This is a genomic window from Vibrio sp. WZ-1 (assembly GCF_052037695.1).
In the GTDB taxonomy this organism is placed as follows: domain Bacteria; phylum Pseudomonadota; class Gammaproteobacteria; order Enterobacterales; family Vibrionaceae; genus Vibrio.
Window position 1 is genome coordinate 252,480 of the sequence record NZ_JBQEQR010000085.1, and the last position, 24,830, is coordinate 277,309.

Consider the following 24,830-nt stretch of genomic DNA (forward strand, 5'->3'; position numbering starts at 1 on the left):
GTTTTTCACGTGACAAGCTAACGCCCTCATCTGTCTTTGTTGTGAAATGTTATGCCAGTAAATCATCTTTTATTACGTGTTATTTTTGCGCTTACCTTGCTCGTTTTCGGTAGGGTTGTCGCAAGCGAACTTATCCAGCCTCAATACTTAGATAGTGAGCGAACCAACCGCTTTTTCGCACGTGAAGTCGCGAAACCTTCCAAAGAAAATATGCAACTTCGTAACTCGCTCGATTGGGGCTATGAACTTGAATTGAGACGTGCGCCTGACAAAGAAAAATTGGTATCTAATTGCCAAGACTTAGCTAATGCAAGCTCGGCGGGTTTTACTGCGGCTAAAGCTTATGAATACGGTGCGTTTAAGGCGTATTTAACGCAGTGCCAAACATGGAGTGAGATGGCAAAGTTAGCGGCCTCTAAGCGCTCATATATATCGAAATTTAAGTTAGATAATAGCTTTCCTAGTTTAGCCCCAAGTACGCTTGCTTTTGTTATTTCTAACGAAAGCGCTGAGAAAGCAAAAACACTATCAACGTGGGATGAAGCGGATCGTATCCAAAGAACTCAGGTCGCCAGTCCAGTGAGAGCAGAGTACTTCGACGCGACCGATGGTTTTCAAGTCATTACGATTGTGGCAAAAGGGGATTACAACGCTGACGGAATCGAGGATATCGTTATTGAGAAAGAGAATAGTGTACTCAGTGGCTCGTATTCTTCTTCACACGGCTATGTATTAACTCGCATGTCTGAGCAAGCGCTATTTACTGTGTTGGCTGAATGGTAATGAAACGATTGGTGGTTATTTGTTTTTTAGGTGTTGCCATGGTGAGTACGTTTGCTGTCGCTGATACCTCGCCTAGAAAAGTCTTTGAATGTTCAGTAAACCAAACTATGAACTTTAGTATTTCGATAGAACAAGGCAAAGGCGAGCTTCTCTTTAATAAGTCCATTGTGAATCAAAGCCCAGTTTTTCAGCGGATAAAACCTCAAGATTATCGTGTCGAACATTACCATCGAGCGTTGGTAGATGAGAAGTCACTGGAATTTAGTATTGGTGAGCGCTTCATATTAGTCAGTGAGTACTTTAGCGAGGAGTTTAATGAGGTAGAGAAGATACTCAGTGTTACTTTGAGAGAGCCAGAGCAAACGCAATATTATGAGTGTGAGGAAGGGAGTATGAGTAACCTTGCATTGCTTTTTCAAGAGAGTAGCGATTAACCGATGATATAACAATTATTACCAATACGTAATAGTGTTTTCTTATACGCCCTAATTATCTTGTTATTTGTAACCGATATAATCATCCACCTTACCACGGTAAGTAGATTTTCTCATTCAAGTAACGAGGAGGGCTTATGGCCGTAGGGTGGGCAAACGACGATAGCGTCAGCCAACAAATTCAAAACACAATAGACGACGAGATTTCCCGTGTTCGTGGCAGTATCACAAAGGGTGAAAGCGCCCATTACTGCGATGAGTGTGGCGATGAGATTCCGGAAGCGCGTCGTCTTGCGATGAAAGGCGTTCGTTTGTGTATCGAATGTCAGTCAACAATCGAATTGATGTCTCAACGCCAAGCATTATTTAATCGACGAGCCAGTAAAGACAGTCAACTTCGATAGCTTTACTGTTCAGGCAAATAAAGAGACGGTTTGAGCCTCATACTCAAACCGTTTTCGTGTTGAGTTGAACTATGAAGCGAAGCAATCTTTACGTTGCAAAGCAGCATCAATCGCGTTAACTAGCTTCTCAATATCTTCCGGCTTGCTGATGAATGGCGGCATCATATAAATCAGTTTACCAAATGGACGAATCCAAACACCGTGCTCAACAAAGAGAGCCTGGATGGTTTCCATATTAACAGGGCGATGCGTCTCCACTACGCCAATGGCACCCAACCAACGGGTGTTTTTCACCAAGTCGTATTTTTCAAGTTTTGGTAGTAACTCAGAAAACAGTGTTTCGATTTGTTGGGTTTGCTGCTGCCAGTTGCCTTGTTCTATCAATTCTAAACTTGCGGTGGCAACGGCGCAGGCGAGCGGGTTACCCATAAAGGTTGGGCCATGCATGAAACAACCAGCATCACCACCACAAACAGTATCCGCGACGTGTTTGCTCGCTAGGGTCGCAGAGAGTGTCATGTAGCCGCCGGTGAGTGCTTTACCGACACACAAAATGTCTGGCTGAATATCTGCGTGTTCGCAAGCAAACAGTTTACCGGTACGCCCAAATCCGGTTGCGATTTCATCTGCAATCAATAACAAACCGTATTTGTCGCAAAGCCTACGCACACCTTTGAGAAATTCTGGATGGTAGATACGCATACCGCCCGCACCCTGAACGATAGGCTCTAGGATCACCGCAGCGAGTTCTTGGTGATGCGTTTCAATCTTGCGCTCAAAGTCTGCAAGATCTTCCGGCTTCCATTCATCCCAATACCCACAAGTAGGTGACTGGGCAAAGATATGCTCAGGCAAAAAACCTTTGTAGAGAGAGTGCATGGAATTATCAGGATCGGTGACCGACATCGCCGCAAACGTATCGCCGTGATAACCGTGTCGCAAAGTAAGAAACTTTGGTCGGCGTTCGCCTTTTGCATGCCAATATTGCAGTGCCATTTTTAAGCTGACTTCTACGGCAACGGAACCTGAATCGGCAAGGAATACATGTTCAAGATTACTTGGGGCTAGGGATAGCAACTTCTTACATAAACTGATTGCTGGCTGGTGGGTAATTCCGCCAAACATTACGTGAGAGACTTGGTCGATTTGCTGGTGAGCCGCTTGATTTAAGTGCGGGTGGTTGTAGCCGTGGATCGTTGACCACCAAGAAGACATACCATCGACAAGCTCTGTCCCGTCTTCCAATTTAATGTGGACACCACTTGCTGATGCCACTGGGTAGCAGGTCAGAGGTGTCAACGTCGAAGTGTAGGGATGCCAGATGTGCTGGCGGTCGAAGGCGAGATCCATGTGCTATTCCAATAGTAATTGAGTTTAAAAAATAAACAGGTGTAAACTTTGTGGTTTAGTGTTGTGTTGACAGTTTATCGAGACTCAGTAGACTGTCAACACAACAAAAAAAGTGACTAAAGGAATACACGTGGAAGTTCGTCATAACTGGACGCATGCTGAAGTGCGCGATCTCATGGAAAAACCGTTCATGGATCTGCTATTCGAAGCACAGCTTGTTCATCGTCAATACCAACAAACCAATCATGTTCAAGTAAGCACGCTTCTTTCGATTAAGACAGGTGCTTGTCCGGAAGATTGTAAGTACTGTCCTCAGAGTGCTCGTTACACCACAGACATAGAAAAAGAGCGTCTGATGGAAGTAGAACGCGTACTCGACGCTGCGCAAAAAGCAAAAAACGCGGGTTCTACTCGATTCTGTATGGGCGCAGCGTGGAAGAACCCTAAAGAGCGTGATATGCCGCACTTGACCGACATGATCAAAGGCGTGAAAGACATGGGTTTAGAAACGTGTATGACATTAGGCATGCTGACGCCAGATCAAGCAAAGCAACTGGCAACTGCAGGTCTGGATTACTACAACCACAATCTAGATACTTCACCTGAGTTCTACGGCAACATCATTACCACACGTACTTATCAAGACCGTTTAGATACGCTTTCTCACGTTCGTGATGCCGGCATGAAGATTTGTTCTGGTGGCATCATTGGCATGGGTGAGAGTGCCAATGACCGAGCGGGCTTGTTGGTTGAATTAGCTAACTTGCCAGTGCACCCTGAAAGCGTGCCAATCAATATGCTGGTTAAGGTGAAAGGTACACCACTGGAAGAGGTAGACGATGTTGAGCCATTCGATTTCATTCGCTTGATTGCGATTGCACGCATCATGATGCCTCAATCAGCGGTTCGTCTATCGGCTGGCCGTGAAAACATGAACGAACAAATGCAAGCGCTGTGTTTTATGGCGGGTGCGAACTCAGTCTTCTATGGCTGCAAACTTCTGACGACTCCAAACCCTTCTGAAGATAAAGACATGATGCTGTTCAATAAGCTCGGCATTAACAGCCAAGAAGTGTCTCAAAAACCCGATGAAATCGAAGAAAACGAGTTGCTGGATCGCGTTGTAGAGCGTGTTGCTGCTCGTCCAACAAAAGACGACCTTTTCTACGATGCCAGCGTTTAAATCTCGTATCGAGTCCGCCCTTGCCGACCGTAAAGCGCAGGGGCTGAATCGTTCGATGAATGTGGTGTTTTCCGGCAACCAATCGATTTTGGAATACGAAGGCAGACGCTACATCAACTTCTCAAGTAACGACTACTTAGGCTTGGCCAATGACCAAGCGCTTGTTCGTGCTTGGCAACAAGGCTTGAGTGTATACGGCAGTGGTAGCGGCGCCTCTCCAATGGTGACAGGCTTTAGTGCGGCGCACAGTAATTTAGAAGCTGCATTGACCGAATGGCTGGGTTATGAACGGGCAATCCTGTTTGGTTCTGGATTCAGTGCCAATCAAGCGTTGTTATTCACCTTGCTAGAAAAATCAGATGTACTCATTCAAGACCGTTTGAACCATGCTTCTTTGATGGAGGCAGGGATGTTGTCGCCAGCTAAAATGAAGCGCTTCAAGCACAACGACATCGCGCATCTAAAATCGCTGCTGAGTAGCGAAGACAATCATCTGGTCGTAACTGAAGGGGTATTCAGTATGGACGGGGATTGTGCACCGCTTGCTGATATCGCTGAAGTTACAAGAAGCCACGATGCTTGGTTCGCCGTCGATGATGCACACGGTATTGGCGTTCTTGGTGAATCCGGTGGTGGTTCTTGCGAGCTGGCAACAGTTAAGCCTGAGTTGTTGATCGTTACTTTTGGCAAAGCTTTTGGTATGTCTGGCGCGGCTATCTTATGTGACCACGCAACGGGGGACTTTTTAACTCAGTTTGCTCGTCACCATGTGTATTCCACAGCGATACCGCCAGCACAAGCGTATGCGTTGACTCATGCAGTCTCGATGATTCAAGAGCAGTCTTGGCGACGCGAAAAGCTTACGGAATTAAATGAAGTATATCGAGATGGTCTTCAAGATCTCGACGGTTTTGTCGAAACCCAAACCTCGATTAAGCCCTTTATGATTGGTGAATCTGAACTGGCTTTGCAGGTTGCAAATGCTTGTCGACAGAACGGCATTTGGGTGACTGCTATTCGTCCACCGACGGTACCTAAAGGAACATCTCGTCTTCGAATTACGCTCACAGCCAATCACACCAATGAGCAAGTTAAAACGCTTTCAATGGCATTGAAGCAAGCATTAGGAGCGCTGTAATGGATAATGCAGAAAATATGACATTGGAAAGCTTTTACCAAGACAAAGAAGCGATTGCCTCTTCGTTTGGAAAAGCAGCAGAAACGTACGACAAACACGCGGCGTTTCAGCGTGATGTTGGACATCGCTTGCTTGATAAACTTCCTGAAAACTTAACGGGAAAACGCGTCTTAGATTTGGGGTGTGGTACAGGCTACTTCTCTCAACTTCTCCAACAACGTGGTGCAGAAGTGGTTTGCGGCGATATCTCTCAAGCGATGTTAGATAAAGCGCAGCAGCGTTGTGGTACACAGCAAATGCAGTACCAAATAGCTGATGCCGAAAACTTGCCATTTGATGATGAGAGCTTCGATTACGTTTTTTCAAGTTTGGCTTTGCAATGGTGTGTGGATTTAAGTTACCCGTTAAGAGAGATTCGTCGCGTCTTAAAGGTAGGAGGGACGGGGGGGTTCTCAACATTAGCCGATGGCTCACTTTATGAGTTGCGAGAGGCGTGGTCAAAAATTGATACATATCAACACGTGAATAACTTTATTACCCACAATCAGGTAAAAATTGCGTTAGCGCAATCTTGGTGCCACAACCATCATCTAGACTTGACCCCCATCACAGTTTGGTACGATTCAGCGTTTTCTGTCATGCGTGATCTCAAAGGCATTGGTGCAAATCACGTAAGCGGGCGCTCACATGGTCTGACGAGTCGTCGCACCTTGTTGCAAGTTGAGCGCGAGTACCAAGCATTTAGAAACGATCAAGGTCTTCTACCTGCAAGTTATCAGGTTTGTTTTGGAGTCATAGTTAAATGATTGATGCATTTTTTATTGCTGGTACGGATACTGATGTAGGAAAAACGGTAGCGTCTAAAGCTATTTTACAAGCACTTGGCGCGAAAGGGCTTGACACCATTGGTTACAAGCCAGTGGCTGCGGGAAGCGACAAGACGGCGGAAGGTTGGCGTAACTCGGATGCATTGCATCTGCAGAAAGCGGCAACACTAGATATCGCGTACGACGATGTAAACCCATACGCTTTGGAATTACCCGCTTCTCCTCACATCGCCGCTAAGCACGAACATGTAGAAATTAAATACGAAGTACTGAGCGAAAAATTGGCTCACCATAAAGAACAATCTGACATTGTTCTTGTGGAAGGTGCTGGTGGTTGGCGTGTGCCTGTATCTGATACAGACAGCCTGTCGACATGGGTACAGCAAGAGCAGCTTCCGGTAGTTCTGGTTGTCGGTATCAAGCTGGGTTGTTTGAGCCACGCGCTGTTAACGGCAGAGATCATCAAAGCGGATGGTTTGAATCTCGTTGGCTGGGTAGCGAACCGTGTTAACCCAGGCACAGAGCACTATGCAGAGATCATCGATATGCTGGAAGATCGTTTAGATGCTCCAAAACTTGGTGAGATCCCATACATTCCAAGTGCGAAGCGTAAAGATCTAGGCAAATACATTAACGTTGAGCCGTTGCTAAACGCATAAAGGCTTCGCGATTCGATAAATACAAAAAGGGCTGCACAATGCAGCCCTTTTCTCATGTAAACTTTTGTGTCTAATCGTAAGATCCGACGCTCAGTTTATTTCTCTTGGCTAAGCCCCATCAAAGCTTGCTGTGTTTCAGCAACGCGCTTTGACATGTGAGCGTCAGTTGAAATACCAAGTTGTTGTTTTGCCTCATCCTCTGAGATACCTAGATGACAACAAAGTAGATCGATAGCCATTTGATAGTCGTTAGTTTCTACCATGATTTTTCCCTCAAGACATGGAAGTTTAGGGTGCTTAGTTGTGTTTAAAGCTTACCCCGTTTTTGTTCATCTAACTCGAATCTAGCACGCTCAGGTAGTCGTACAATAAGACCAAAGTCTATACCTAGGCTAAGACCCTGTTTCTTGGGGAGTTAAATTTTACAGTTTGTGTAAATATTTCAATCTCGAAAACAAATGTTGCAATTTATTGCTTAACCTTGTTTTTAATGGCGATAGACTATATCTATAACGCAACGAAGCCAGAAACCAAGCGGAATCGGCTTTTATAATAATCAGCTTTAGAATAGTTTTATTTAAAACAATAAGCTTCCTCGGAGAAAAGTAATGAAGCGAATTATGTTATTCCTAGCAACTAACCTAGCAGTCGTGCTGGTGCTTAGTATTGTTCTGAATATTGTTTACGCTGTAACTGGAATGCAGCCAGGTAGTCTATCTGGTCTACTTATTATGGCTGCTGTGTTTGGCTTTGGTGGTGCATTTATCTCACTAATGATGTCGAAAGGCATGGCGCTGCGTTCTGTTGGCGGTATGGTCATCGAAAGCCCACGTAATGAGACAGAGCATTGGCTTCTAGAAACCGTTAGCCGTCAGGCTCAACAAGCTGGTATTGGCATGCCAACGGTAGCGATTTATGATGCGGCTGACATTAACGCGTTCGCAACGGGTGCGAAACGTGATGATTCACTGGTTGCGGTATCAACGGGTCTTCTGCACAACATGACGCGTGATGAAGCGGAAGCGGTACTTGCGCACGAGGTGAGCCATATTGAGAATGGTGACATGGTAACCATGACGCTAATGCAAGGTGTGGTGAACACATTTGTTATCTTCTTATCTCGCTTTATTGCCAACATCGTTGCTTCGAATGACGATGAAGAAGGTCAAGGCTCAAACATGATGGTTTACTTCGGTGTGTCTATGGTACTGGAGCTGGTGTTCGGCTTCTTAGCAAGCTTCCTAACCATGTGGTACAGTCGTCATCGTGAATTTCATGCTGACGCAGGTGCGGCACAGCTAGTGGGAAAAGAGAAGATGATCGCTGCGCTTGAGCGTTTGAAAATGAGCCACGAATCTCAACTGGATGGTACTATGATGGCGTTTGGTATCAACGGTAAGCGCTCTATGACTGAGCTTCTAATGAGCCACCCACCATTAGATAAACGTATTGCAGCGCTACGTAGTCAACAATACTAATTCCGCTAACAGTTGAATTAGCTGCTAGTTAATATTCTGAAAAGGCTTGGTTTTTTAACCAAGCCTTTTTTTGTGTCTATTGATCGCTAGTGGAACTCGTCACGTATCACTTTACAGAAACAAAGTTATACAAAAATATTTTTGTACAACTTTTTATGATTGGTCTATCTTGTACATATAATAATTTTGTACAACTGTTGAAAGTGATATGGGAGCGAGAGAATGGACATTCAGTCAGTTGGCAACATTTATCAAAAGTTGAGCAAGGCAAATTTGCACTTGCTTGAAGAGGTTTACCACCAAGATGTGGTGTTTGAAGATGCCGCTCATCGCTTAGAAGGGTGGCCTGCGCTGTCGGATTATTTTCAATCGCTTTACACCAATGTTATTCGTTGTGACTTCATCATTCATGACCATCAACAAGTTGGGGAAACCGGGTTCCTCACTTGGACGATGGACTTACAGCACCCAAAACTTCAGAAAGGCGCGCCTATCTCAGTGAATGGCGTCTCGCACCTTAAGTTCCGCGATGGGCAGGTTATTTATCATCGAGACTATTTCGATTTGGGTGAAATGCTCTACGAAAATCTGCCACTGCTTGGCTCTGTGGTTAAAACCATCAAACAGAGGCTAGGACAATGAGCGGCTCGGTACTGATTACAGGTGCGACCTCAGGTATCGGTAGACAACTCGCTTTGGACTACGCAAATGCAGGTTGGAAGGTGATTGCCTGCGGACGCAATGAGGCGGTGTTGGCAGAGCTTGAGGACGCGTCTAAGAACATCTCAACCTTACGCTTTGATGTAACGCAGTATGAGGAAACCCTTCAAACACTGACTGAATTGCCTTTTGTTCCTGAAACCTGGATTTTCAACGCAGGCGATTGTGAATACATGGACGATGGCGTTGTGGATGCGAAGCTTATGGCACGAGTCATGAGCGTTAATGTGGTTGGAGTAGCCAATTGTATTGAAGCTTGTCAGCCTCGATTTGAACGTGGACATCGAGTTGTCATTGTTGGATCAATTGCCTCTGAAGTTGCACTCCCAAGAGCTGAAGCCTATGGCGCATCAAAAGCGGCCGTGAGTTATTTCGCGCGCACGCTGGCGGTCGACTTGAAGAAGAAAGGTATCAAAGTCGTCACGGTCTTTCCTGGCTTTGTCGACACGCCTCTCACTGACAAAAACACCTTTGATATGCCGATGATTGTTTCGGTGAATCAGGCTTCTGCTGCGATCCGAAAACAGTTGGATGCAAACAAAAGCCATATCTATTTCCCAGCGAGATTCACTGGCATTTTACGCTTTATCTCGCTGCTTCCCTACAGCTGGCAAGCTCGGCTGACCGCAAAACTCGTATCATAAGAAGGAAGAAGCATGAACATTGCAGGAAAAAAGAAAGTCGCCATCGTTGGTACCGGGATTTCTGGCCTCACTTGTGGCTATTACTTGCATAAAGAACATGACGTAACATTGTTTGAAGCGAACGACTACATTGGTGGGCATACGGCGACCGTCGACGTGAGCTTAAACGGCAAAGCGTACGCCATTGATACCGGTTTTATTGTCTACAACGACCGCACGTATCCAAACTTCATCAAGATGATGAAAGAGGTTGGTGTTGAAGGTATTCCGACTCAAATGAGCTTTAGTGTCAGAAATGACGGTAATAGCTTGGAGTACAACGGTCATACAGTGTCGACGCTATTTGCTCAAAAACGAAATTGGGCGAATCCCAAATTCTACCGCTTTATCTTCGAGATTCTTCGCTTCAACAAACTGGCGAAGCGCTTTGCTAATGAGCAGTCGAGCAATTCACAAACGCTAGGTGACTTTCTCGATGATCACAACTTCAGTGCGTTCTTCACCGATAACTACGTCTTGCCGATGGGCGCTGCGATTTGGTCGTCGACTTTGGCGGACATGCGCGCATTCCCGTTAATGTTCTTCTTACGTTTCTTCCTTAATCATGGTCTGTTAGATATCACCAATCGTCCACAGTGGTATGTGATTAAAGGTGGCTCTCGCTCTTATATTTCACCATTAACTAAAGGCTTTGCCGAGCGTATACACCTTAATAGTCCGGTTGAAAAAGTCATCCGTACTGATAACGGTGTTGGTATTGAAGTTCATGGTGAGACGCACTGGTTTGATGACGTTATCTTCGCTTGCCACAGTGATCAAGCAATGCGAATGCTGGGCGACATAAGCTCCACCGAGCAAGAAATCTTAGGCGATATGGCGTACCAAGCAAACGAAGTCGTGTTGCATACGGATATTGGCCTGTTGCCTAAACGCAAGGCGGCATGGGCGGCGTGGAACTACCTACTCGATGGCAGTCAAGAAGAGCAAGAGCGTCTTCCTTCTTTGACTTATAACATGAACATATTGCAACACATTCAGTCTGAGCATACTTTCTGTGTCACGTTGAACAGTGCAAAAAAAATCAACCCAAACAAGATTCTACGCTCATTCACTTACCATCATCCTGTATTTACCACGGAGTCTATTGCCGCACAGCAACGTAAAGACGAAGTCCAAGACAAACAGAGTACATGGTTCTGTGGTGCTTATTGGTACAACGGCTTCCATGAAGATGGTGTTCGTAGCGCGCTTGATGTTGTTCAAGGTCTAGAAGAAAAATACCGCGAGCAAAATGTGGTGCCTTTTGAAAAAGGCGCGGCGTGATATGAGTAGCCAGATGAACAGCCGATTGTTTATAGGCAATGTTCGCCACCGTCGATTCACGCCTGTGAGTCATGAGTTGAATTACTCACTATTTATGCCTGCCATCGACGTAGACGAACTTGAGGCGCTGGAAAAAAATGTCTGGGGTTTTGGACTGCGCTGGTGGCATTGGGCACGCTTTAAGCGCAGTGACTATATTGGTGGTGACGGATGCATTAAATCAGCCGTTCAAGATAAATTGGAATCGTTAACTGGCGTTCGTTTGACGGGTAAAGTGATTGCCGTTTGTCACCTGCGTTACTTAGGGCTCTATTTCAGTCCGGTCAATTTCTACTACGTTTATAACAAGGAGGGCGAGTGGAAGTACCTGCTGGCAGAAGTCAGCAACACCCCTTGGAATGAACGTCATTATTATGCGATAGCGGCAAACGCGCAGGATGAAAATTTTGGTTGGGAGCAAGACAAAGCGTTCCATGTCTCGCCTTTTAACCCAATCGACCAACGCTACCATTGGAAGATCAAACCTTTGACAGACAAGTTAAATATCCATCTTGAATGCCACAAAGGTGAAAAACATTTTGATGCCACCATGGCGATGAAAGCGCAGCCACTTTCAAGTAAAACCTTATTGAAGTGCTTGATCGTTACGCCTATTCAAACGGTAAAAGTCATTGCTGGTATTTACTGGCATGCCCTAAAACTTTGGATTAAAGGTGCGCCTTTTTACTCACACCCTAAATATGCTCAACCAAAAAAGACGGAAACCGAGCCGGTGAGTAAAGACGAAAAGAATAATAAGCACAAGGAGAACTCTGCATGTTAAACACAACTTCTATGGCAATGCCGCGTGAATTAACGACGACGCAAAAAGCGGCTCGTGGAGTTCTATTTCAGTGTCTGCAAAAGATGGAGATCGGATGCTTAACGGTAATTGAGAGCTTCAAAACAGAAACGACGGAGCGCAGTGAGAGATTCTCAACTCCGAATGGGGAATATAATGGTGAGCCAGTTGCGGCGACGATTGAGGTCAAACATCCGGGCTTTTATTCACGTATTTTACAAGGCGGCAGCATTGCCGCAGGTGAAGCTTACATGGATGGCTGGTGGGATAGCCCAGATTTGACGGCATTGATGAAGTTGATGGCTCTCAACATGCGTGCATTGGACAAACTTGAAGAGCAGGGCAGTTGGCTAACAAGGCTGCTTTATAAATTCAGCCATTGGACAAACCGTAACTCGCAGGAAAACTCTCGTAAGAATATCCATGCCCACTATGACTTGGGCAATAACCTTTACCAAGCTTTTCTTGATACCAACATGCTGTATTCGTCAGCATTGTATAACCAACCTGATGACTCTTTAGAGCAAGCTCAAATCAACAAAATGGATCGGCTGTGCCAGCAACTTGAGCTCAAACCCAGCGACCATGTTATCGAAATTGGTACTGGGTGGGGGGCAATGGCGATTTATATGGCAGAACAATATGGCTGTCAGGTGACGACGACAACCATTTCTGAAGAGCAGCATGCTTACGCGGAACAGAAGATTAAAGAGCATGGATTAGAGGGAAAAATTACACTGCTCAAAGAAGATTACCGCAACCTAACCGGAACTTACGACAAGCTTGTTTCTATAGAGATGATTGAAGCGGTGGGTAAGCAGTTTCTGCCTTCTTACATCAAGAAGTGCGAATCCTTGTTGAAGTCGGGAGGCTTGATGGCGATTCAAGCGATTACGATTGCCGACCAGCGCTACGATTACTACAGCAACAATGTCGATTTTATTCAGAAGTACATTTTCCCGGGAGGATTTTTACCTTCGGTCACATCGCTTACTCAAGCGACCACAAAGTACAGTGACTTGGTTACCAGAGACCTGTTTGATATTGGGCTTGATTACGCCAAAACGCTTAATGAGTGGCATCATCGCTTTAATCAAGCCGAGAGTGAAGTGCGATCGTTTGGTTACGACGATCGCTTCGTACGCATGTGGCGTTACTACATGAGCTACTGTGAGGGGGGCTTCTTAGCTCGCACGATCAGTGCCATTCACATGACGTTTCAGCGTCCGTAGTTCGTTATGAGAGTATTTATCGCTTCTACATGGTTCCAACTCTGCTGGTTTGTAGCGGTGCTTGGGACCGAACAATGGCAGTGGCTGACGTTAATACTAACGTTACTTACCTTGGTGTACTGCTGGAGAGTAGAGCCTACCTCTCTCAAGAATATCACTATGATTGTATCCATTGGTTTGGTGCTAGATACTTTCAATAAGCAATTTTCCGTCTTTATATTCCCATCCACTTGGTTGCCGATCTGGCTTGTTTGCTTGTGGGTTTTATTCTCATGGTATGCCTACCAACTCAAGTCAATTTTGTACCGTTTCCCAAAAACCTACGTATCAATAGTAGGCGGTCTCGGAGGAACAGCGAGCTATTTTGCTGGCTACAAATTCCAAGCCGTTGAATTTGGATTTAGCGTTGGCACCACACTCACGATCTTATTTGTCGAATGGTGCGCAATGATGCTTTTGATACTCAAGGTGTACGGAAATGAAAGGCTTGAAGAGAAATTGGAAACGGAAACTGACTAGTAGTGTTATGGCAGTCTCTTTATTCTATGCGTTGCCTTTGCAAGCTCAAAACGTGGTGGGTTCGAGTGCGGCAACGACCACAGGCAACTGGCTACAATGGCAAACGGTCGGTGAGGCTCAACTCACTTGGTTTGTTTTTGATATCTACAAGTCTCGCCTCAAAGCGCCCGGTGGGCAGTACTTGGTGTCTAGTGACGTCTCTCCCCATCCCTTTGCTTTAGAGATTAACTATCAGCGTGATATTAGCAAAGAGCAGCTGCTCGATGTGACGGATGAACAGTGGCAGAAATTGGGGTTTACTCAGGCCTATCGTCAGCAGTGGATTTCTGAATTGAACACGATGTTCCCTGATATTAAGAAAGGCGATGAGTTGACTTATCTCACTGATGGTACAAACGGTCAGCTTATTTATCGCAAAGCTGGGAGAGAGCCTTATCAAACCGTGGGTTATGTGAGGGATGAGCATCTCAATGACGCGTTTCTTTCTATTTGGTTATCACCTCAAACGGCGTTTCCTAAACTCCGTAAACAACTGATAGGGCAGGTAAGGTAGTGAAATTATTACAACGAATGCTCAAAGCACCAGTGATTGCAGCGGTAACGCTACTCAGTGCGTGCTCTGCGGACATCGATAACTATCAAGCGGCATCGCCTGCCTTTGATTTATTTGGCTATTTTGAAGGTGATGTAAAGGCGTGGGGGATGGTGCAAGACTACACCGAGAAACAGACCCGTCGATTTGAAGTCGACATCGTCGGCACAGTGGAAGGCAATGAACTAACTCTGGTGGAAGACTTTGTCTTTGATGATGGCGAGCTCGACCAGCGTATATGGGTCATTACTAAACTCGAAGACGGTACTTATCAAGGTAAAGCGGATGACATTATTGGTGTTGCCACCGGTAAAGAGATGGGTAATACGCTGCAATGGCAATACGATTTTGAGCTAAAAATGGATGGCTCAACCATCACGGTCTCATTTGATGACTGGCTCTACCGCCAAGATGACATGCACGCGTTTAATCTCACCAAGATTAAGAAGTTTGGTGTCGAAGTAGGGACGATTACTCTTTTCTTTCAGAGGCAATAAAAGAGTTTAGAACGCTTCGAGATTCGAGATTCGAGAGCGCTTCGCTATAGGAGTCGAGAGTGGGGAGCTGTAAGTTTAGCAAAGGGAAGTTGAATTGAGAAAGTATTGAATGCACTTGCCATCCAGATTGATATAAAAGAGCGTTATCCTAAAGGGCAGTGTTCCATCGGGCGAAGCCCGTTCCCCTAAAAAGAAAGGGTTGACGCTCTCACGTCAACCCTCAAAATTATCCGATTCTCGATTCTCTTACAGCTTATCTGTTAGCTCGATTGCTTGACCGATGTAGTTCGCTGGCGTCATCTCTTTCAGACGTGCTTTCTCGTGGTCAGGAAGCTCAAGACCGTCAATGAAGTTACGCATTGCTTCGCCGTCTACACGTTTACCACGAGTTAGCTCTTTTAGCTTCTCGTATGGCTTCTCGATGCCGTAACGACGCATTACTGTTTGTACTGGCTCTGCTAGTACTTCCCAGTTCTTGTCTAGTTCAGCAAGAAGTGCTTCACGGTTTACTTCTAGCTTGCTGATGCCTTTAAGCGTAGAAGTGTAAGCGATGATTGCGTAGCCAACACCAACACCAAGGTTACGAAGAACCGTTGAGTCAGTTAGGTCACGTTGCCAGCGAGAAACAGGCAGTTTCTGTGCTAGGTGGCCGAACACAGCGTTCGCAAGGCCTAGGTTACCTTCAGAGTTTTCAAAGTCGATTGGGTTAACTTTGTGAGGCATTGTTGAAGAGCCAATTTCACCGGCAATGGTCTTTTGCTTGAAGTGGCCTAGTGCAATGTAACCCCAAACATCACGGTCGAAGTCGATCAGGATAGTGTTGAAACGAGCTACTGCATCGAATAGTTCAGCAATGTAATCGTGTGGCTCGATTTGCGTAGTGTAAGGGTTCCAAGTAACACCAAGAGACTCAGTGATGAACTCTTCAGAGAACTTGTGCCAATCTAGCTCTGGGTAAGCAGAAAGGTGTGCGTTGTAGTTACCTACTGCACCGTTGATTTTCGCTAGGATCTCAACGTTTTCGATTTGCTTGAATTGACGCTCCATACGGTACGCCACGTTTGCCATTTCTTTACCCATTGTTGATGGAGAAGCCGGCTGACCGTGTGTACGAGATAGGAGAGGAATATCGCGGTATTCAACAGCAAGCGCTTTGATTGCGTCGATTAGGTTGCGAATTTCTGGAAGAATCACAGTCTCACGCGCTTCTTTAAGCATTAGAGCGTGTGACGTGTTGTTGATATCTTCAGAAGTACATGCAAAGTGGAAGAACTCGTTTACTGCGTGCAGCTCAGGAACGTCTGCTACTTTCTCTTTTAGGAAGTACTCAACGGCTTTAACGTCGTGGTTAGTTGTACGCTCGATCTCTTTGATACGGCGTGCATCTTCTTCAGAGAAGTTTGCAGCAAGGTCGTCTAGGAATTGGTTTGCTTCTGCGCTAAACGCTGGCACTTCTGCAATTTCAGCAGTAGCAGCAAGCTTTTGAAGCCAGCGGATTTCAACGATAGTACGGTATTTTAGTAGACCGTATTCACTGAAAATTTCGCGTAACGCAATTGTCTTGCTTCCGTAACGACCGTCTACTGGTGAAACAGCAGTCAATGCTGACAGTTCCATGATGTTCTCCTGAATTGGGTTTCTAAATTTCGTGAGCTTTATACCAATAACTGTGGCAATTGTCACGAATATTGCGCAAACGTTTGCGCGAGATTTGTTTTGTTCAAAAAAATGAGCTCGCGATAAACGCGAGCTGCTTATGTTATACCTTATTACATGCGAGCAAGAAGGATTTGTGCTTGCTCGATCATCTTCTTGCGTCCGAAGATTAGATGACGACGTTTACCGCCAACTTGACGCCAGAGTACCGCACTACGAATACCGGATAACAACAGCGCACGAACTTTGTGCTGGTTAGAGGTCTGTTGCAGTACAGATGGAGTACCAGTTACTTGAATGCGAGGGCCAATTGGGCTCACAACGTCCAAGTAAATGCTTGCTAGGTTGCTGATCATTTGATCATCTAGCAATTCAAAATGTTCCGTTTGACGCTGAGCCATTTGGATGCGGTCACCAAGTTGTGACATTGCATCATTGCGGCTCGATAGCTTGCGCTCTAATGCCATTAGGCTGATGATGTAGCGAGTGACTTCACTTCCGGATGGAGTGCTATCAATCCCTTTCACCAAGCATTCAAGACCCAGCTTAAGATCAGCTTCACGACCGAAAACACCAATGGTGTTGGCTGGGCTCGTATTCAAAATGGCGTTAATTGACGTTTCAAAGGCATCTTGATCACAATGCCCGTCTCTCGCTACCTGTTGAACCAAAGCAACAGCTTGGCAGATACCTGCAAAAGCGATAGTACGGTCATAAAGTGTATTCGCCACGTAACGACTCCTAAGCTTGAGAATATTTAATGCGTTGCTCGATGATGCCGCCACCTAGGCATACGTCATCTTTGTAGAACACAGCTGATTGACCTGGGGTTACAGCAATTTGTGGCTCGTCAAAGATCACTTTAATGTTTTCATCATCGATAGGGATGATTGTACAAGGAATATCTTCCTGACGGTAACGAGTTTTCACTGTGCACTTCATAACATCGCGAATTGGCTCACGATCTACCCAGTGAAGTTGTGATGCAAGTAGACCTTCTGATTTCAGCATTGGGTGGTCTTTACCTTGTACCGCTATCAAAACGTTACGTTTAAGATCTTTCTCGCCAACGAACCATGGGTCTTCGTTACCACCGCCGCCTTTACGGCCACCGATGTGTAGACCTTTACGCTGACCTAGTGTGTGGTACATAAGGCCTTGGTGCTGACCAATCACTTCGCCTTCAGGTGTTTCAATATCACCTGGTTGAGCCGGAAGATATTTACCAAGGAACTCTGTGAACTTGCGTTCACCGATGAAACAGATACCGGTTGAGTCTTTCTTCTTAGCTGTGATCAGATCTTGCTCTTCCGCGATGCGGCGCACTTCAGGTTTCTCTAGATCACCTACAGGGAATAGGCTACGCGCAACTTGCTCGTGGCTTAACGTGTATAAGAAGTAGCTTTGGTCTTTATTGCCATCTAGGCCGCGTAGCATCTGTGGCTTTTCACCGTTTTCTGGAAAAGATCGACGCACGTAGTGACCCATTGCAATGTAGTCAGCATCAAGTACTTCATCAGCGAATTCTAGGAATGCTTTGAACTTGATTTCTTTGTTACAAAGAATGTCTGGGTTTGGTGTACGGCCTGCTTTGTATTCAGCAAGGAAGTACTCAAATACATTATCCCAGTACTCAGCAGCAAAGTTGATGGTGTGTAGGTGAATGCCTAGCTTGTCACATACTGCCTGAGCATCAGCAAGATCTTCTGCTGCTGTACAATATTCTTCGTTGTCATCTTCTTCCCAGTTCTTCATGAACAGGCCTTCTACTTGATAGCCTTGTTGCTTGAGAAGATACGCAGAAACAGATGAATCAACGCCGCCGGACATACCGACGATGACTTTCTTTTGGCTGTTATCAGACATTACTAAACACCACTTAAATAAACGGGACGCAGATTCTACCAGAATCCACAGGCCGGTGACAGATCCGAGATCGAAATCACACTTCGATTTGCTGCACTTTTCTCCAACAAAATCGCAAGTCGGTAATTTCATAAGTATAGAGAAGTTATATATGGCATAGTTGGCAAAAATCCAAGAGGAAAAATCAAATGACCGAAGAAAACCAATTTATGCAAGAACCTGAGTTGATTGAGATTGTTGAAAATCAACTCGAAGATGGTAACCCACTTAAAGTAAAAGAAACGCTTATGCGCTTAATGATGACAGGCACACCACGTGAAGACGCGATTGCAATGATGGCGTGCGCAATGTCGATTGAGATTTTTGACGTGATGAAAAATGAAGGGGAGTTCAACTTAAAGCGTTATAGTGAGCATCTGGATCAATTACCGGATCTAAGCTTTATGGAAGGTGAATAAGTAGCCTGAAAGAAAAAAATAGACTGCAAACGTTTGCTATAATTGCTTTTATTGCTGCTTTTATAACAGCGGTATAGAATCCGTTCTCCTTTTCATCCCTTATTCAGACAAACAATATGAAATTTCCTGGACAACGCAAATCGAAGCATTATTTTCCGGTTCATGCTCGCGACCCTTTGGTCAGTCAAGCACAAGAAAGCAAGAAAATGACGCGTACTCACATTATCGGTATTGATCAGACGTTGGTAGATATCGAAGCTAAAGTTACCACGGATGTAATCGAAAAATATGGTTTGAGTAAGGGACACTCACTGGTAATTGATGATGCAACTGCAGAAGCGCTTTACCAGCAACTAAAAGAAGAGAACCTGATTACTAATGAGTATGCAGGTGGCACGATCGGCAACACACTACACAACTATTCTGTGTTAGCGGATGACCGTTCTACACTTTTAGGCGTGATGAGTCAGGATATTAAAATTGGTAGCTATGGTTACCGCTACCTATGTAATACATCTAGCCGCATGGACTTAAACTACCTACAAGGGGTAGAAGGTGCAATTGGCCGTTGTTTTGCTCTTATTACTGAAGACGGTGAGCGTACTTTCGCAATTAGCGAAGGTCAGATGAACCAACTTCATCCAGATAATATTCCAGAGAAGATCTTCAAGAGTGCCTCAGCGCTTGTTCTTACTGCGTATCTAGTTCGTTGCAAAGAAGGTGATCCAATGCCTGAAGCAACCATGCGTGCTATTGAATACGCGAAGAAACATGATGTACCAGTGGTATTAACACTAGGTACTAAGTTCGTAATTCAAGATGACCCAACATTCTGGCAAGAGTTTATTCGCGATAACGTATCTGTTGTAGCAATGAATGAAGATGAAGCAGAAGCTCTAACTGGTGAATCTGATCCATTGGCAGCGTCTGATAAAACGTTGGATTGGGCAGATCTAGTATTATGTACAGCAGGTCCAGTTGGGTTATTTATGGCGGGTTATACAGAAGATGACGCTAAGCGAGAAACTTCTTTGCCATTACTTCCGGGTTCTATTGCTGAATTTAACCGTTACGAATTTAGTCGCCCAGCGAAAAAGGATGCGAGTGTAAACCCAATTAAAGTTTATTCTCATATTTCCCCTTATATGGGCGGTCCTGAGAAAATTAAAAACACCAATGGTGCTGGTGATGCTGCATTGTCTGCTGTGCTTCATGATATGGCGGCAAATAAGTACCACAAAGAGAATGTGCCAAACTCAAGCAAGCATGCTCATCAGTTTTTAACATATTCTTCGTTTTCTCAAGTGTGTAAATACGCTAACCGAGCAAGCTATGAAGTGCTAGTACAGCATTCTCCTCGTTTATCTCGCGGACTACCTGAGCGAGAAGACAGTCTTGAAGAGGCTTACTGGGAGCGTTAACCCAGGCATTTCACGGTGAATTTATAAAGGCGCATGTTTTTATGCGTCTTTTTTATTTGAGCCTATCGAAGAGATCTGATGTATACGAGATAAAAAAAAGGCTCCTGAATGGAGCCTTTTAAGTATGACTTAATGTCTAGATTAGATTAGGAAATCATCTAGTGATTTACCAGCGTCTAATTGCTCTTGAATTGCAGAAGGTGTACGACCTTGGCCTGTCCAAGTTTTCTCTTCGCCAGTTGTATCTACATATTTGTATTTAGCTGGGCGAGGAGCGCGCTTAGATTTAGTTTTTGTTTTTGTTTCGCCTGATAGCGCGCTAATTAGTGCATTAACGTCGATACCATCTTGGGCAATTTGTTCTGCAATTGCTGCTAGTTTTGCTTCTTGCTCTGCTTGTGCAGCGCGATCAGCTTCTTCTGCTTCTTTGCGTTCTTGAACTACGGTAGTTAGTTTATCTAGTGCTTCTTCAAGTTGCTCTAGAGTTAGCTCACGTGAAAATGCACGAAGGCTACGAATATTTAGAAGTGTTTTTGTCAGCTCAGACATAACTGTTCCTATTCTTTAAGTAGGGTGTTTGGTAATAATAATGCTAGTGATTAATTAAAACAAACAAAATAATAGAAATATTAAACTCTAATATTTAACGTCATCTTACCGACGTTGGCAAACAATAAATAGTTTTTTTCAATCAAAGTTCAATATTGGAGCGTACTGTTTAATATAAGTTCAAACTTATTTGGTCAGGTAAGCATTATTGGCTGTAATACTAAGCAGAAATGGCTCTAATCTTAAAGTCGTGTATCTATTCCTTGGGTGAAGGTGCGCTATATGACCGATAGAATTTAAATATGGGATATGAGAGTTACTCTTATTTGGGATCTTGCTTACTGATAAATATTATGAACTTAAATGCAGAGCGTAGAGGCTAGTCTGTATAGGCTAACTTTAATTTATTTAATTAATGTGATTGCAGTTGCGTAATCCATGTTTCAGTTACATTTCATTTATAAATCATTGTGACGATTATTTATCGATTTAATTTAGTTTGATGTGTTGCATTGGTGGTCTTCATGAGTACAATGGCAATTACCTGATGCAATATTGCAGACAATATGTTGTTAATTTGTACAATTAATGGTTAATTGTTTGTTGTTGCCGTAGAGGCGCAGTCTCGAAGAGTAGCTATTATTGGGGTGATACCAATGAATAATAGTGGAAGGCGAAGATTGCCGAAGTAAGTGGCCTATCGAAACCACTTGCTGGGGTTGTATCCGAAAGGAACAACACTGCCATAGTATATAAACATTAAACTATGGAGCGCTACTGTAGGGTTGGGTGGAGTGTTCGCTTCCCTGTCGCTAAGTTCAACATGAGCACGTACCGTATGCTACGTGACTTGTCTGCAGTAGATCTCTAGCCAAACTTTGGTTTTTGAAGATCATGAATTTAATAGATTTTGCACATTCTCCTGTTTCGTTATTACCGCCTATTGTTGCTTTGACACTGGCGATTCTAACTCGACGCGTATTAGTTTCTCTTGGTGTAGGTATCGTACTTGGTGCGATTCTACTTAATGATTGGTCTATCGGTAACACGGTAGGTTATGTTAGCTCTCAAGTTTCTTCTGTCTTTATTGAAGACGGTGGTATTAATACTTGGAACATGAGCATTGTTGGCTTCCTAATCCTTTTAGGTATGACAACAGCACTGTTAACACTTTCTGGTGGTACGCGCGCTTTTGCGGAATGGGCGCAAACTCGAGTAAAAAGTAAACGCGGCTCTAAACTTCTTGCAGCCTTCCTTGGCGTATTCATTTTTGTCGACGATTACTTTAATAGTCTTGCCGTTGGTGCGATCTCTCGCCCAGTGACCGACCGTTTCTACGTCTCTCGCGCCAAGCTTGCGTACATCCTTGACTCAACCGCTGCACCAATGTGTGTGATCATGCCAGCTTCTAGCTGGGGTGCGTACATTATTACGATTATCGGTGGTATCTTGGTGTCACACGGTATCACGGAGTACTCAGCGCTTGGTGCTTATGTACGCCTTATCCCAATGAACTTCTACGCTGTCTTTGCGCTACTAATGGTATTTGCAGTTGCGTGGTTTGGTCTTGATATTGGCAAGATGCGTGACCATGAAATCGCAGCATCTCAAGGCCGTGGTTTTGACAAAGATAAAGAAAACGATACTCAAGAAGCTCACGAGCTTAACGAAGAGCTAGATATTCGTGAAAGCGAGAAGGGCAAAGTTTCTGATCTAGTGCTTCCAATCGTAACGCTTATCGTTGCTACTATCGCATCTATGCTTTACACCGGTGGTCAAGCACTAGCTGCGGACGGTAAAGAGTTTGCTCTTCTAGGTGCGTTTGAGAACACCGATGTTGGTATGTCTTTAATCTACGGTAGCTTGCTTGGCCTGGCTGTAGCACTGTTTACTGTGTTTAAACAAGGCATTCCAATGGTAGAGATTGGTCGCACACTTTGGATTGGTGCTAAATCGATGTTTGGTGCGATCCTAATTCTTGTATTCGCATGGACTATCGGCTCTGTTATCGGTGACATGAAGACGGGTTCTTACCTATCGACAATGGCGCAAGGTAACATTAACCCTCATTGGCTGCCGGTTATCCTATTCTTGCTTTCTGGTCTAATGGCATTCTCAACAGGTACTTCATGGGGTACGTTCGGGATCATGCTTCCAATTGCGGGTGATATGGCTGGCGCAACAGACGTAGCACTAATGCTGCCAATGTTAAGTGCTGTTCTGGCTGGTGCTGTATTCGGTGACCACTGTTCACCTATCTCAGATACCACAATTCTGTCATCGACTGGCGCACGTTGTAACCACATTGATCACGTATCAACGCAGTTGCCTTATGCGCTTTCGGTAGCACTTGTTTCATGTGTGGGCTTTATTGTTCTGGGTATGACAGCGTCTATTGCGTTCTCGTTTATTGCAGCATCAATTACGTTTGTGATTGTATGTGCAGTACTATCTTGGATCTCTAAGTCTAAAATGGCGTCATGCCAAAACGCTTAGCGCATTGAATGTAGCTTATTAAAAGAGGAAGCTCCGCCGAGGTCAGGCGGAGCTTTTTTTTAACGCGATATATAGGTGAGGGGGGCTATCGCGTTTTTGGGGTAACAGTTAGAGAAAAGTAGTGCTGTAAAATACACCTCAACTTACTTAAACAATATTGGTTATTAAGCAAGGGCTATGCCGGATTTAAGTCTATGATTTTATTATAGCTAGAATGGCAGTTATCTTGGCTTTTTGCTAAGTAACTGAAAGTGTGGATTACGTGTGTTACACAGTGTTACGTTACACTTTATACGTGTAAGTTATATTTCTTGATGAGACGATATAAGGTGGTTCTGGAAATACCAAGTTGCCTTGCAGCAGCGCTCATATTATGTTTGTTATCTTCAATAGCTTGAAGCAGGAACTCTAAGTCAATTTGTTCGCTATTCGGCAGGATTTCTCTATCTTTGCTATTTAATCCCAGATCAGCTTCTAAGATTGTGCCATCTTCACTCATTACAATAGCTCGCTGAATGACATTTCTCAGTTCGCGTACATTACCTGGCCATGAATGCGCCATTAATTTATCTTCAGCTTTTTTTGATATCTCGAATTCTTCTCCATTTTGCAGCTGATTTAAAAAATGCTGTGCTAATAACAAAATGTCATGACCACGACGTCTGACAGGAGGGACGGAGAGCGGAAGGATGTTTAGACGATAAAAGAGATCCTCTCGAAAGTTCCCCCTTACCACTTCACTTTTTAAATCCACGTGGCTAGCAGCGATAATACGACAATCAACGTTTAAGCATTTGTCCCCACCTAACTTTTGAATTTGCTTACTTTCCAAAAAGTGCAATAAATGTATTTGCGAATCAGGTGGCATATCGCCTATTTCGTCTAGAAAAAGCGTTCCCTTATTTGCTCTTTCGACAAATCCAGTGCGATCATGGATTGCGCCAGTGAAGGCGCCTTTCGTGTGTCCGAACAGCTCCGAAGCTACAAGACCTGAAGGTATAGCCCCGCAGTTGACCGAGACAAAAGGGTGTTTATGTCGTGACGAAAGTTCGTGAATTATGTGCGCACAGAGTCCTTTACCGACGCCTGTCTCGCCGTGAATCAGCACCTCAGCATCGCTTTTGGCGTATTTAGCGATGTTGGTGCGTAACTCGTTAATGCATGAGCTTTCTCCGATCAAAAGCTGAAGTTGTGGATGCTGGTCAGCAGTGGTCTGCTTAACTCCCACTTTGCGAATTTTCATTAATATTATTTCTTCCGATGCCCCATAAGAAGGATAGTCAGGATTAACTGTCTCAGGGATGATTCTTGTTCTCAAATGTGAGATTGATGTGTGGTTCTTCGGTTCAAATTTAGAATGCTGGCTTTTGGGGCGCAGGCCTACATGATTCCATAAGTTCGTAGTGTTATGACGTAATTTGATATCACTCTAAAAGTTATGTTGAAATTAATTGCTTTAAAAACAGTGCTTTAAAATGTATTTTACCAAAAGTGTAATTTATGTATTGAAAAATATAGGAAGCTTAGTTAGTGTGGTTGTTAACGAAGCAATTCAATCGAGTTTAAATAAGTATGCGTAATTTTGTAATGAACATTCATCACCATCATCACCCAGCCTAGTCTTTCGGGAGATGCACGCATACCCGGGAGATAGGAAACTCCCGGAGGTGAAAATCAAAGTGAAAACAGATTTCAAACCCTCGGGAGACCAGATTCTTCCGAGGGTTTTTTAGTTTTACTGATTTATAAATTATTCAAAT

Annotated in this window: 26 protein-coding genes, 1 riboswitch and 1 other annotated feature; of the genes, 19 read left to right on the top strand and 7 right to left on the bottom strand. The window is 44.4% G+C overall.

What is annotated here, in order from left to right:
• The first annotated feature begins 51 nt into the window (after window positions 1–51).
• The 3 genes from ACTS60_RS21865 to ACTS60_RS21875 all read left to right on the top strand — a co-directional run bounded on the left by ACTS60_RS21865 (window position 52) and on the right by ACTS60_RS21875 (window position 1,621).
• Window positions 52–783: an ATPase gene (locus tag ACTS60_RS21865; RefSeq protein WP_440889962.1), complete on the top strand. Its 732-nt coding sequence runs from the start codon at window positions 52–54 to the stop codon at window positions 781–783.
• Window positions 777–1,217, top strand: a complete 441-nt coding sequence (locus ACTS60_RS21870) for a hypothetical protein (RefSeq protein WP_409576153.1) — start codon at window positions 777–779, stop codon at window positions 1,215–1,217. Before ACTS60_RS21865 ends, ACTS60_RS21870 begins: the two co-directional genes overlap by 7 nt.
• Window positions 1,218–1,354: 137 nt before the next feature.
• Window positions 1,355–1,621, top strand: coding sequence for a DksA/TraR family C4-type zinc finger protein (locus ACTS60_RS21875; protein WP_045394326.1), 267 nt, complete (start codon window positions 1,355–1,357; stop codon window positions 1,619–1,621).
• Between the two features lie 69 nt (window positions 1,622–1,690).
• On the opposite strand, the gene bioA is transcribed toward ACTS60_RS21875, so the two are convergent.
• Window positions 1,691–2,971, bottom strand: coding sequence for an adenosylmethionine--8-amino-7-oxononanoate transaminase (gene bioA, locus ACTS60_RS21880; protein WP_440889963.1), 1,281 nt, complete (start codon window positions 2,969–2,971; stop codon window positions 1,691–1,693).
• Between the two features lie 130 nt (window positions 2,972–3,101).
• Between bioA and bioB the strand changes: the two genes are divergently transcribed.
• Genes bioB through bioD form a run of 4 tightly spaced genes read left to right on the top strand, consistent with a single transcriptional unit; the run spans window position 3,102 to window position 6,778 of the window.
• Window positions 3,102–4,154, top strand: a complete 1,053-nt coding sequence (gene bioB, locus ACTS60_RS21885) for a biotin synthase BioB (RefSeq protein ID WP_086369529.1) — start codon at window positions 3,102–3,104, stop codon at window positions 4,152–4,154.
• Window positions 4,141–5,292, top strand: coding sequence for an 8-amino-7-oxononanoate synthase (gene bioF / locus ACTS60_RS21890; protein ID WP_440889964.1), 1,152 nt, complete (start codon window positions 4,141–4,143; stop codon window positions 5,290–5,292). The genes bioB and bioF overlap by 14 nt, the downstream gene beginning before the upstream one ends.
• Window positions 5,292–6,098, top strand: coding sequence for a malonyl-ACP O-methyltransferase BioC (bioC, locus tag ACTS60_RS21895; RefSeq protein WP_050910477.1), 807 nt, complete (start codon window positions 5,292–5,294; stop codon window positions 6,096–6,098). Before bioF ends, bioC begins: the two co-directional genes overlap by 1 nt.
• On the top strand, window positions 6,095–6,778 hold the full coding sequence (gene bioD, locus ACTS60_RS21900) for a dethiobiotin synthase (RefSeq protein ID WP_050910476.1): 684 nt from the start codon (window positions 6,095–6,097) through the stop codon (window positions 6,776–6,778). Before bioC ends, bioD begins: the two co-directional genes overlap by 4 nt.
• Before the next feature lie 95 nt (window positions 6,779–6,873).
• Here bioD and ACTS60_RS21905 read toward each other — a convergent pair whose 3' ends face one another.
• Window positions 6,874–7,041 carry a hypothetical protein gene (locus ACTS60_RS21905; protein WP_010449198.1) on the bottom strand — a complete coding sequence of 56 codons (168 nt, stop codon included), beginning with the start codon at window positions 7,039–7,041 and terminating at the stop codon, window positions 6,874–6,876.
• 345 nt (window positions 7,042–7,386) lie between these two features.
• On the opposite strand from ACTS60_RS21905, the gene htpX reads away from it, so the two are divergent.
• The 9 genes from htpX to ACTS60_RS21950 all read left to right on the top strand — a co-directional run bounded on the left by htpX (window position 7,387) and on the right by ACTS60_RS21950 (window position 14,624).
• Window positions 7,387–8,256: a protease HtpX gene (htpX, locus tag ACTS60_RS21910; RefSeq protein WP_440889965.1), complete on the top strand. Its 870-nt coding sequence runs from the start codon at window positions 7,387–7,389 to the stop codon at window positions 8,254–8,256.
• A 222-nt stretch (window positions 8,257–8,478) separates the two neighbouring features.
• Entirely contained in the window at window positions 8,479–8,898 is a 420-nt protein-coding gene (locus tag ACTS60_RS21915) for a nuclear transport factor 2 family protein (protein ID WP_440889966.1), read from the top strand.
• Window positions 8,895–9,620 (top strand): SDR family oxidoreductase, encoded by a 726-nt coding sequence (locus ACTS60_RS21920; RefSeq protein WP_440889967.1) that lies wholly within the window; start codon window positions 8,895–8,897, stop codon window positions 9,618–9,620. The genes ACTS60_RS21915 and ACTS60_RS21920 overlap by 4 nt, the downstream gene beginning before the upstream one ends.
• A gap of 12 nt (window positions 9,621–9,632) precedes the next feature.
• Window positions 9,633–10,943, top strand: a complete 1,311-nt coding sequence (locus ACTS60_RS21925; RefSeq protein WP_440889968.1) for an NAD(P)/FAD-dependent oxidoreductase — start codon at window positions 9,633–9,635, stop codon at window positions 10,941–10,943.
• A gap of 1 nt (window position 10,944) precedes the next feature.
• Window positions 10,945–11,766: a DUF1365 domain-containing protein gene (locus ACTS60_RS21930; RefSeq protein ID WP_440889969.1), complete on the top strand. Its 822-nt coding sequence runs from the start codon at window positions 10,945–10,947 to the stop codon at window positions 11,764–11,766.
• Window positions 11,760–13,016: a class I SAM-dependent methyltransferase gene (locus ACTS60_RS21935; RefSeq protein WP_440889970.1), complete on the top strand. Its 1,257-nt coding sequence runs from the start codon at window positions 11,760–11,762 to the stop codon at window positions 13,014–13,016. Before ACTS60_RS21930 ends, ACTS60_RS21935 begins: the two co-directional genes overlap by 7 nt.
• 6 nt (window positions 13,017–13,022) lie before the next feature.
• Entirely contained in the window at window positions 13,023–13,535 is a 513-nt protein-coding gene (locus ACTS60_RS21940; RefSeq protein ID WP_440889971.1) for a DUF2878 domain-containing protein, read from the top strand.
• Window positions 13,495–14,088 (top strand): chalcone isomerase family protein, encoded by a 594-nt coding sequence (locus ACTS60_RS21945; RefSeq protein ID WP_411065502.1) that lies wholly within the window; start codon window positions 13,495–13,497, stop codon window positions 14,086–14,088. Before ACTS60_RS21940 ends, ACTS60_RS21945 begins: the two co-directional genes overlap by 41 nt.
• Window positions 14,089–14,105: 17 nt before the next feature.
• The gene (locus tag ACTS60_RS21950; RefSeq protein ID WP_440890155.1) at window positions 14,106–14,624 is read left to right on the top strand and encodes a DUF3833 domain-containing protein; all 519 of its coding nucleotides are present in this window, start codon (window positions 14,106–14,108) and stop codon (window positions 14,622–14,624) included.
• A 246-nt stretch (window positions 14,625–14,870) separates the two neighbouring features.
• On the opposite strand, the gene purB is transcribed toward ACTS60_RS21950, so the two are convergent.
• From purB to mnmA, 3 genes are all read right to left on the bottom strand, one after another.
• A complete protein-coding gene (gene purB / locus ACTS60_RS21955; RefSeq protein WP_440889972.1) occupies window positions 14,871–16,241 on the bottom strand; it encodes an adenylosuccinate lyase in 1,371 nt (456 codons plus the stop codon).
• Between the two features lie 152 nt (window positions 16,242–16,393).
• The gene (gene hflD, locus ACTS60_RS21960) at window positions 16,394–17,011 is read right to left on the bottom strand and encodes a high frequency lysogenization protein HflD (RefSeq protein WP_440889973.1); all 618 of its coding nucleotides are present in this window, start codon (window positions 17,009–17,011) and stop codon (window positions 16,394–16,396) included.
• Between the two features lie 10 nt (window positions 17,012–17,021).
• Window positions 17,022–18,146 (bottom strand): tRNA 2-thiouridine(34) synthase MnmA, encoded by a 1,125-nt coding sequence (gene mnmA, locus ACTS60_RS21965; RefSeq protein WP_038882799.1) that lies wholly within the window; start codon window positions 18,144–18,146, stop codon window positions 17,022–17,024.
• 188 nt (window positions 18,147–18,334) lie between these two features.
• Between mnmA and ACTS60_RS21970 the strand changes: the two genes are divergently transcribed.
• The gene (locus ACTS60_RS21970; RefSeq protein ID WP_440889974.1) at window positions 18,335–18,604 is read left to right on the top strand and encodes a hypothetical protein; all 270 of its coding nucleotides are present in this window, start codon (window positions 18,335–18,337) and stop codon (window positions 18,602–18,604) included.
• 116 nt (window positions 18,605–18,720) lie between these two features.
• Entirely contained in the window at window positions 18,721–20,025 is a 1,305-nt protein-coding gene (locus ACTS60_RS21975) for an inosine/guanosine kinase (protein WP_440889975.1), read from the top strand.
• A gap of 141 nt (window positions 20,026–20,166) precedes the next feature.
• On the opposite strand, the gene ACTS60_RS21980 is transcribed toward ACTS60_RS21975, so the two are convergent.
• Complete coding sequence (locus ACTS60_RS21980; RefSeq protein ID WP_440889976.1) at window positions 20,167–20,574, bottom strand: H-NS family histone-like protein; 408 nt, start codon at window positions 20,572–20,574, stop codon at window positions 20,167–20,169.
• A 604-nt stretch (window positions 20,575–21,178) separates the two neighbouring features.
• A riboswitch (Lysine riboswitch) is annotated at window positions 21,179–21,359 on the top strand.
• Window positions 21,360–21,468: 109 nt separating this feature from the next.
• Between ACTS60_RS21980 and tet(35) the strand changes: the two genes are divergently transcribed.
• Window positions 21,469–23,070 (top strand): tetracycline efflux Na+/H+ antiporter family transporter Tet(35), encoded by a 1,602-nt coding sequence (gene tet(35), locus ACTS60_RS21985; protein WP_409576164.1) that lies wholly within the window; start codon window positions 21,469–21,471, stop codon window positions 23,068–23,070.
• Window positions 23,071–23,359: 289 nt separating this feature from the next.
• Here the strand turns inward: tet(35) and ACTS60_RS21990 are convergent, their stop codons facing one another.
• Entirely contained in the window at window positions 23,360–24,313 is a 954-nt protein-coding gene (locus tag ACTS60_RS21990) for a sigma-54 interaction domain-containing protein (RefSeq protein ID WP_071234804.1), read from the bottom strand.
• Window positions 24,314–24,665: 352 nt separating this feature from the next.
• Window positions 24,666–24,804 (top strand) — a sequence feature (His leader region).
• The last annotated feature ends 26 nt before the right edge of the window (window positions 24,805–24,830 follow it).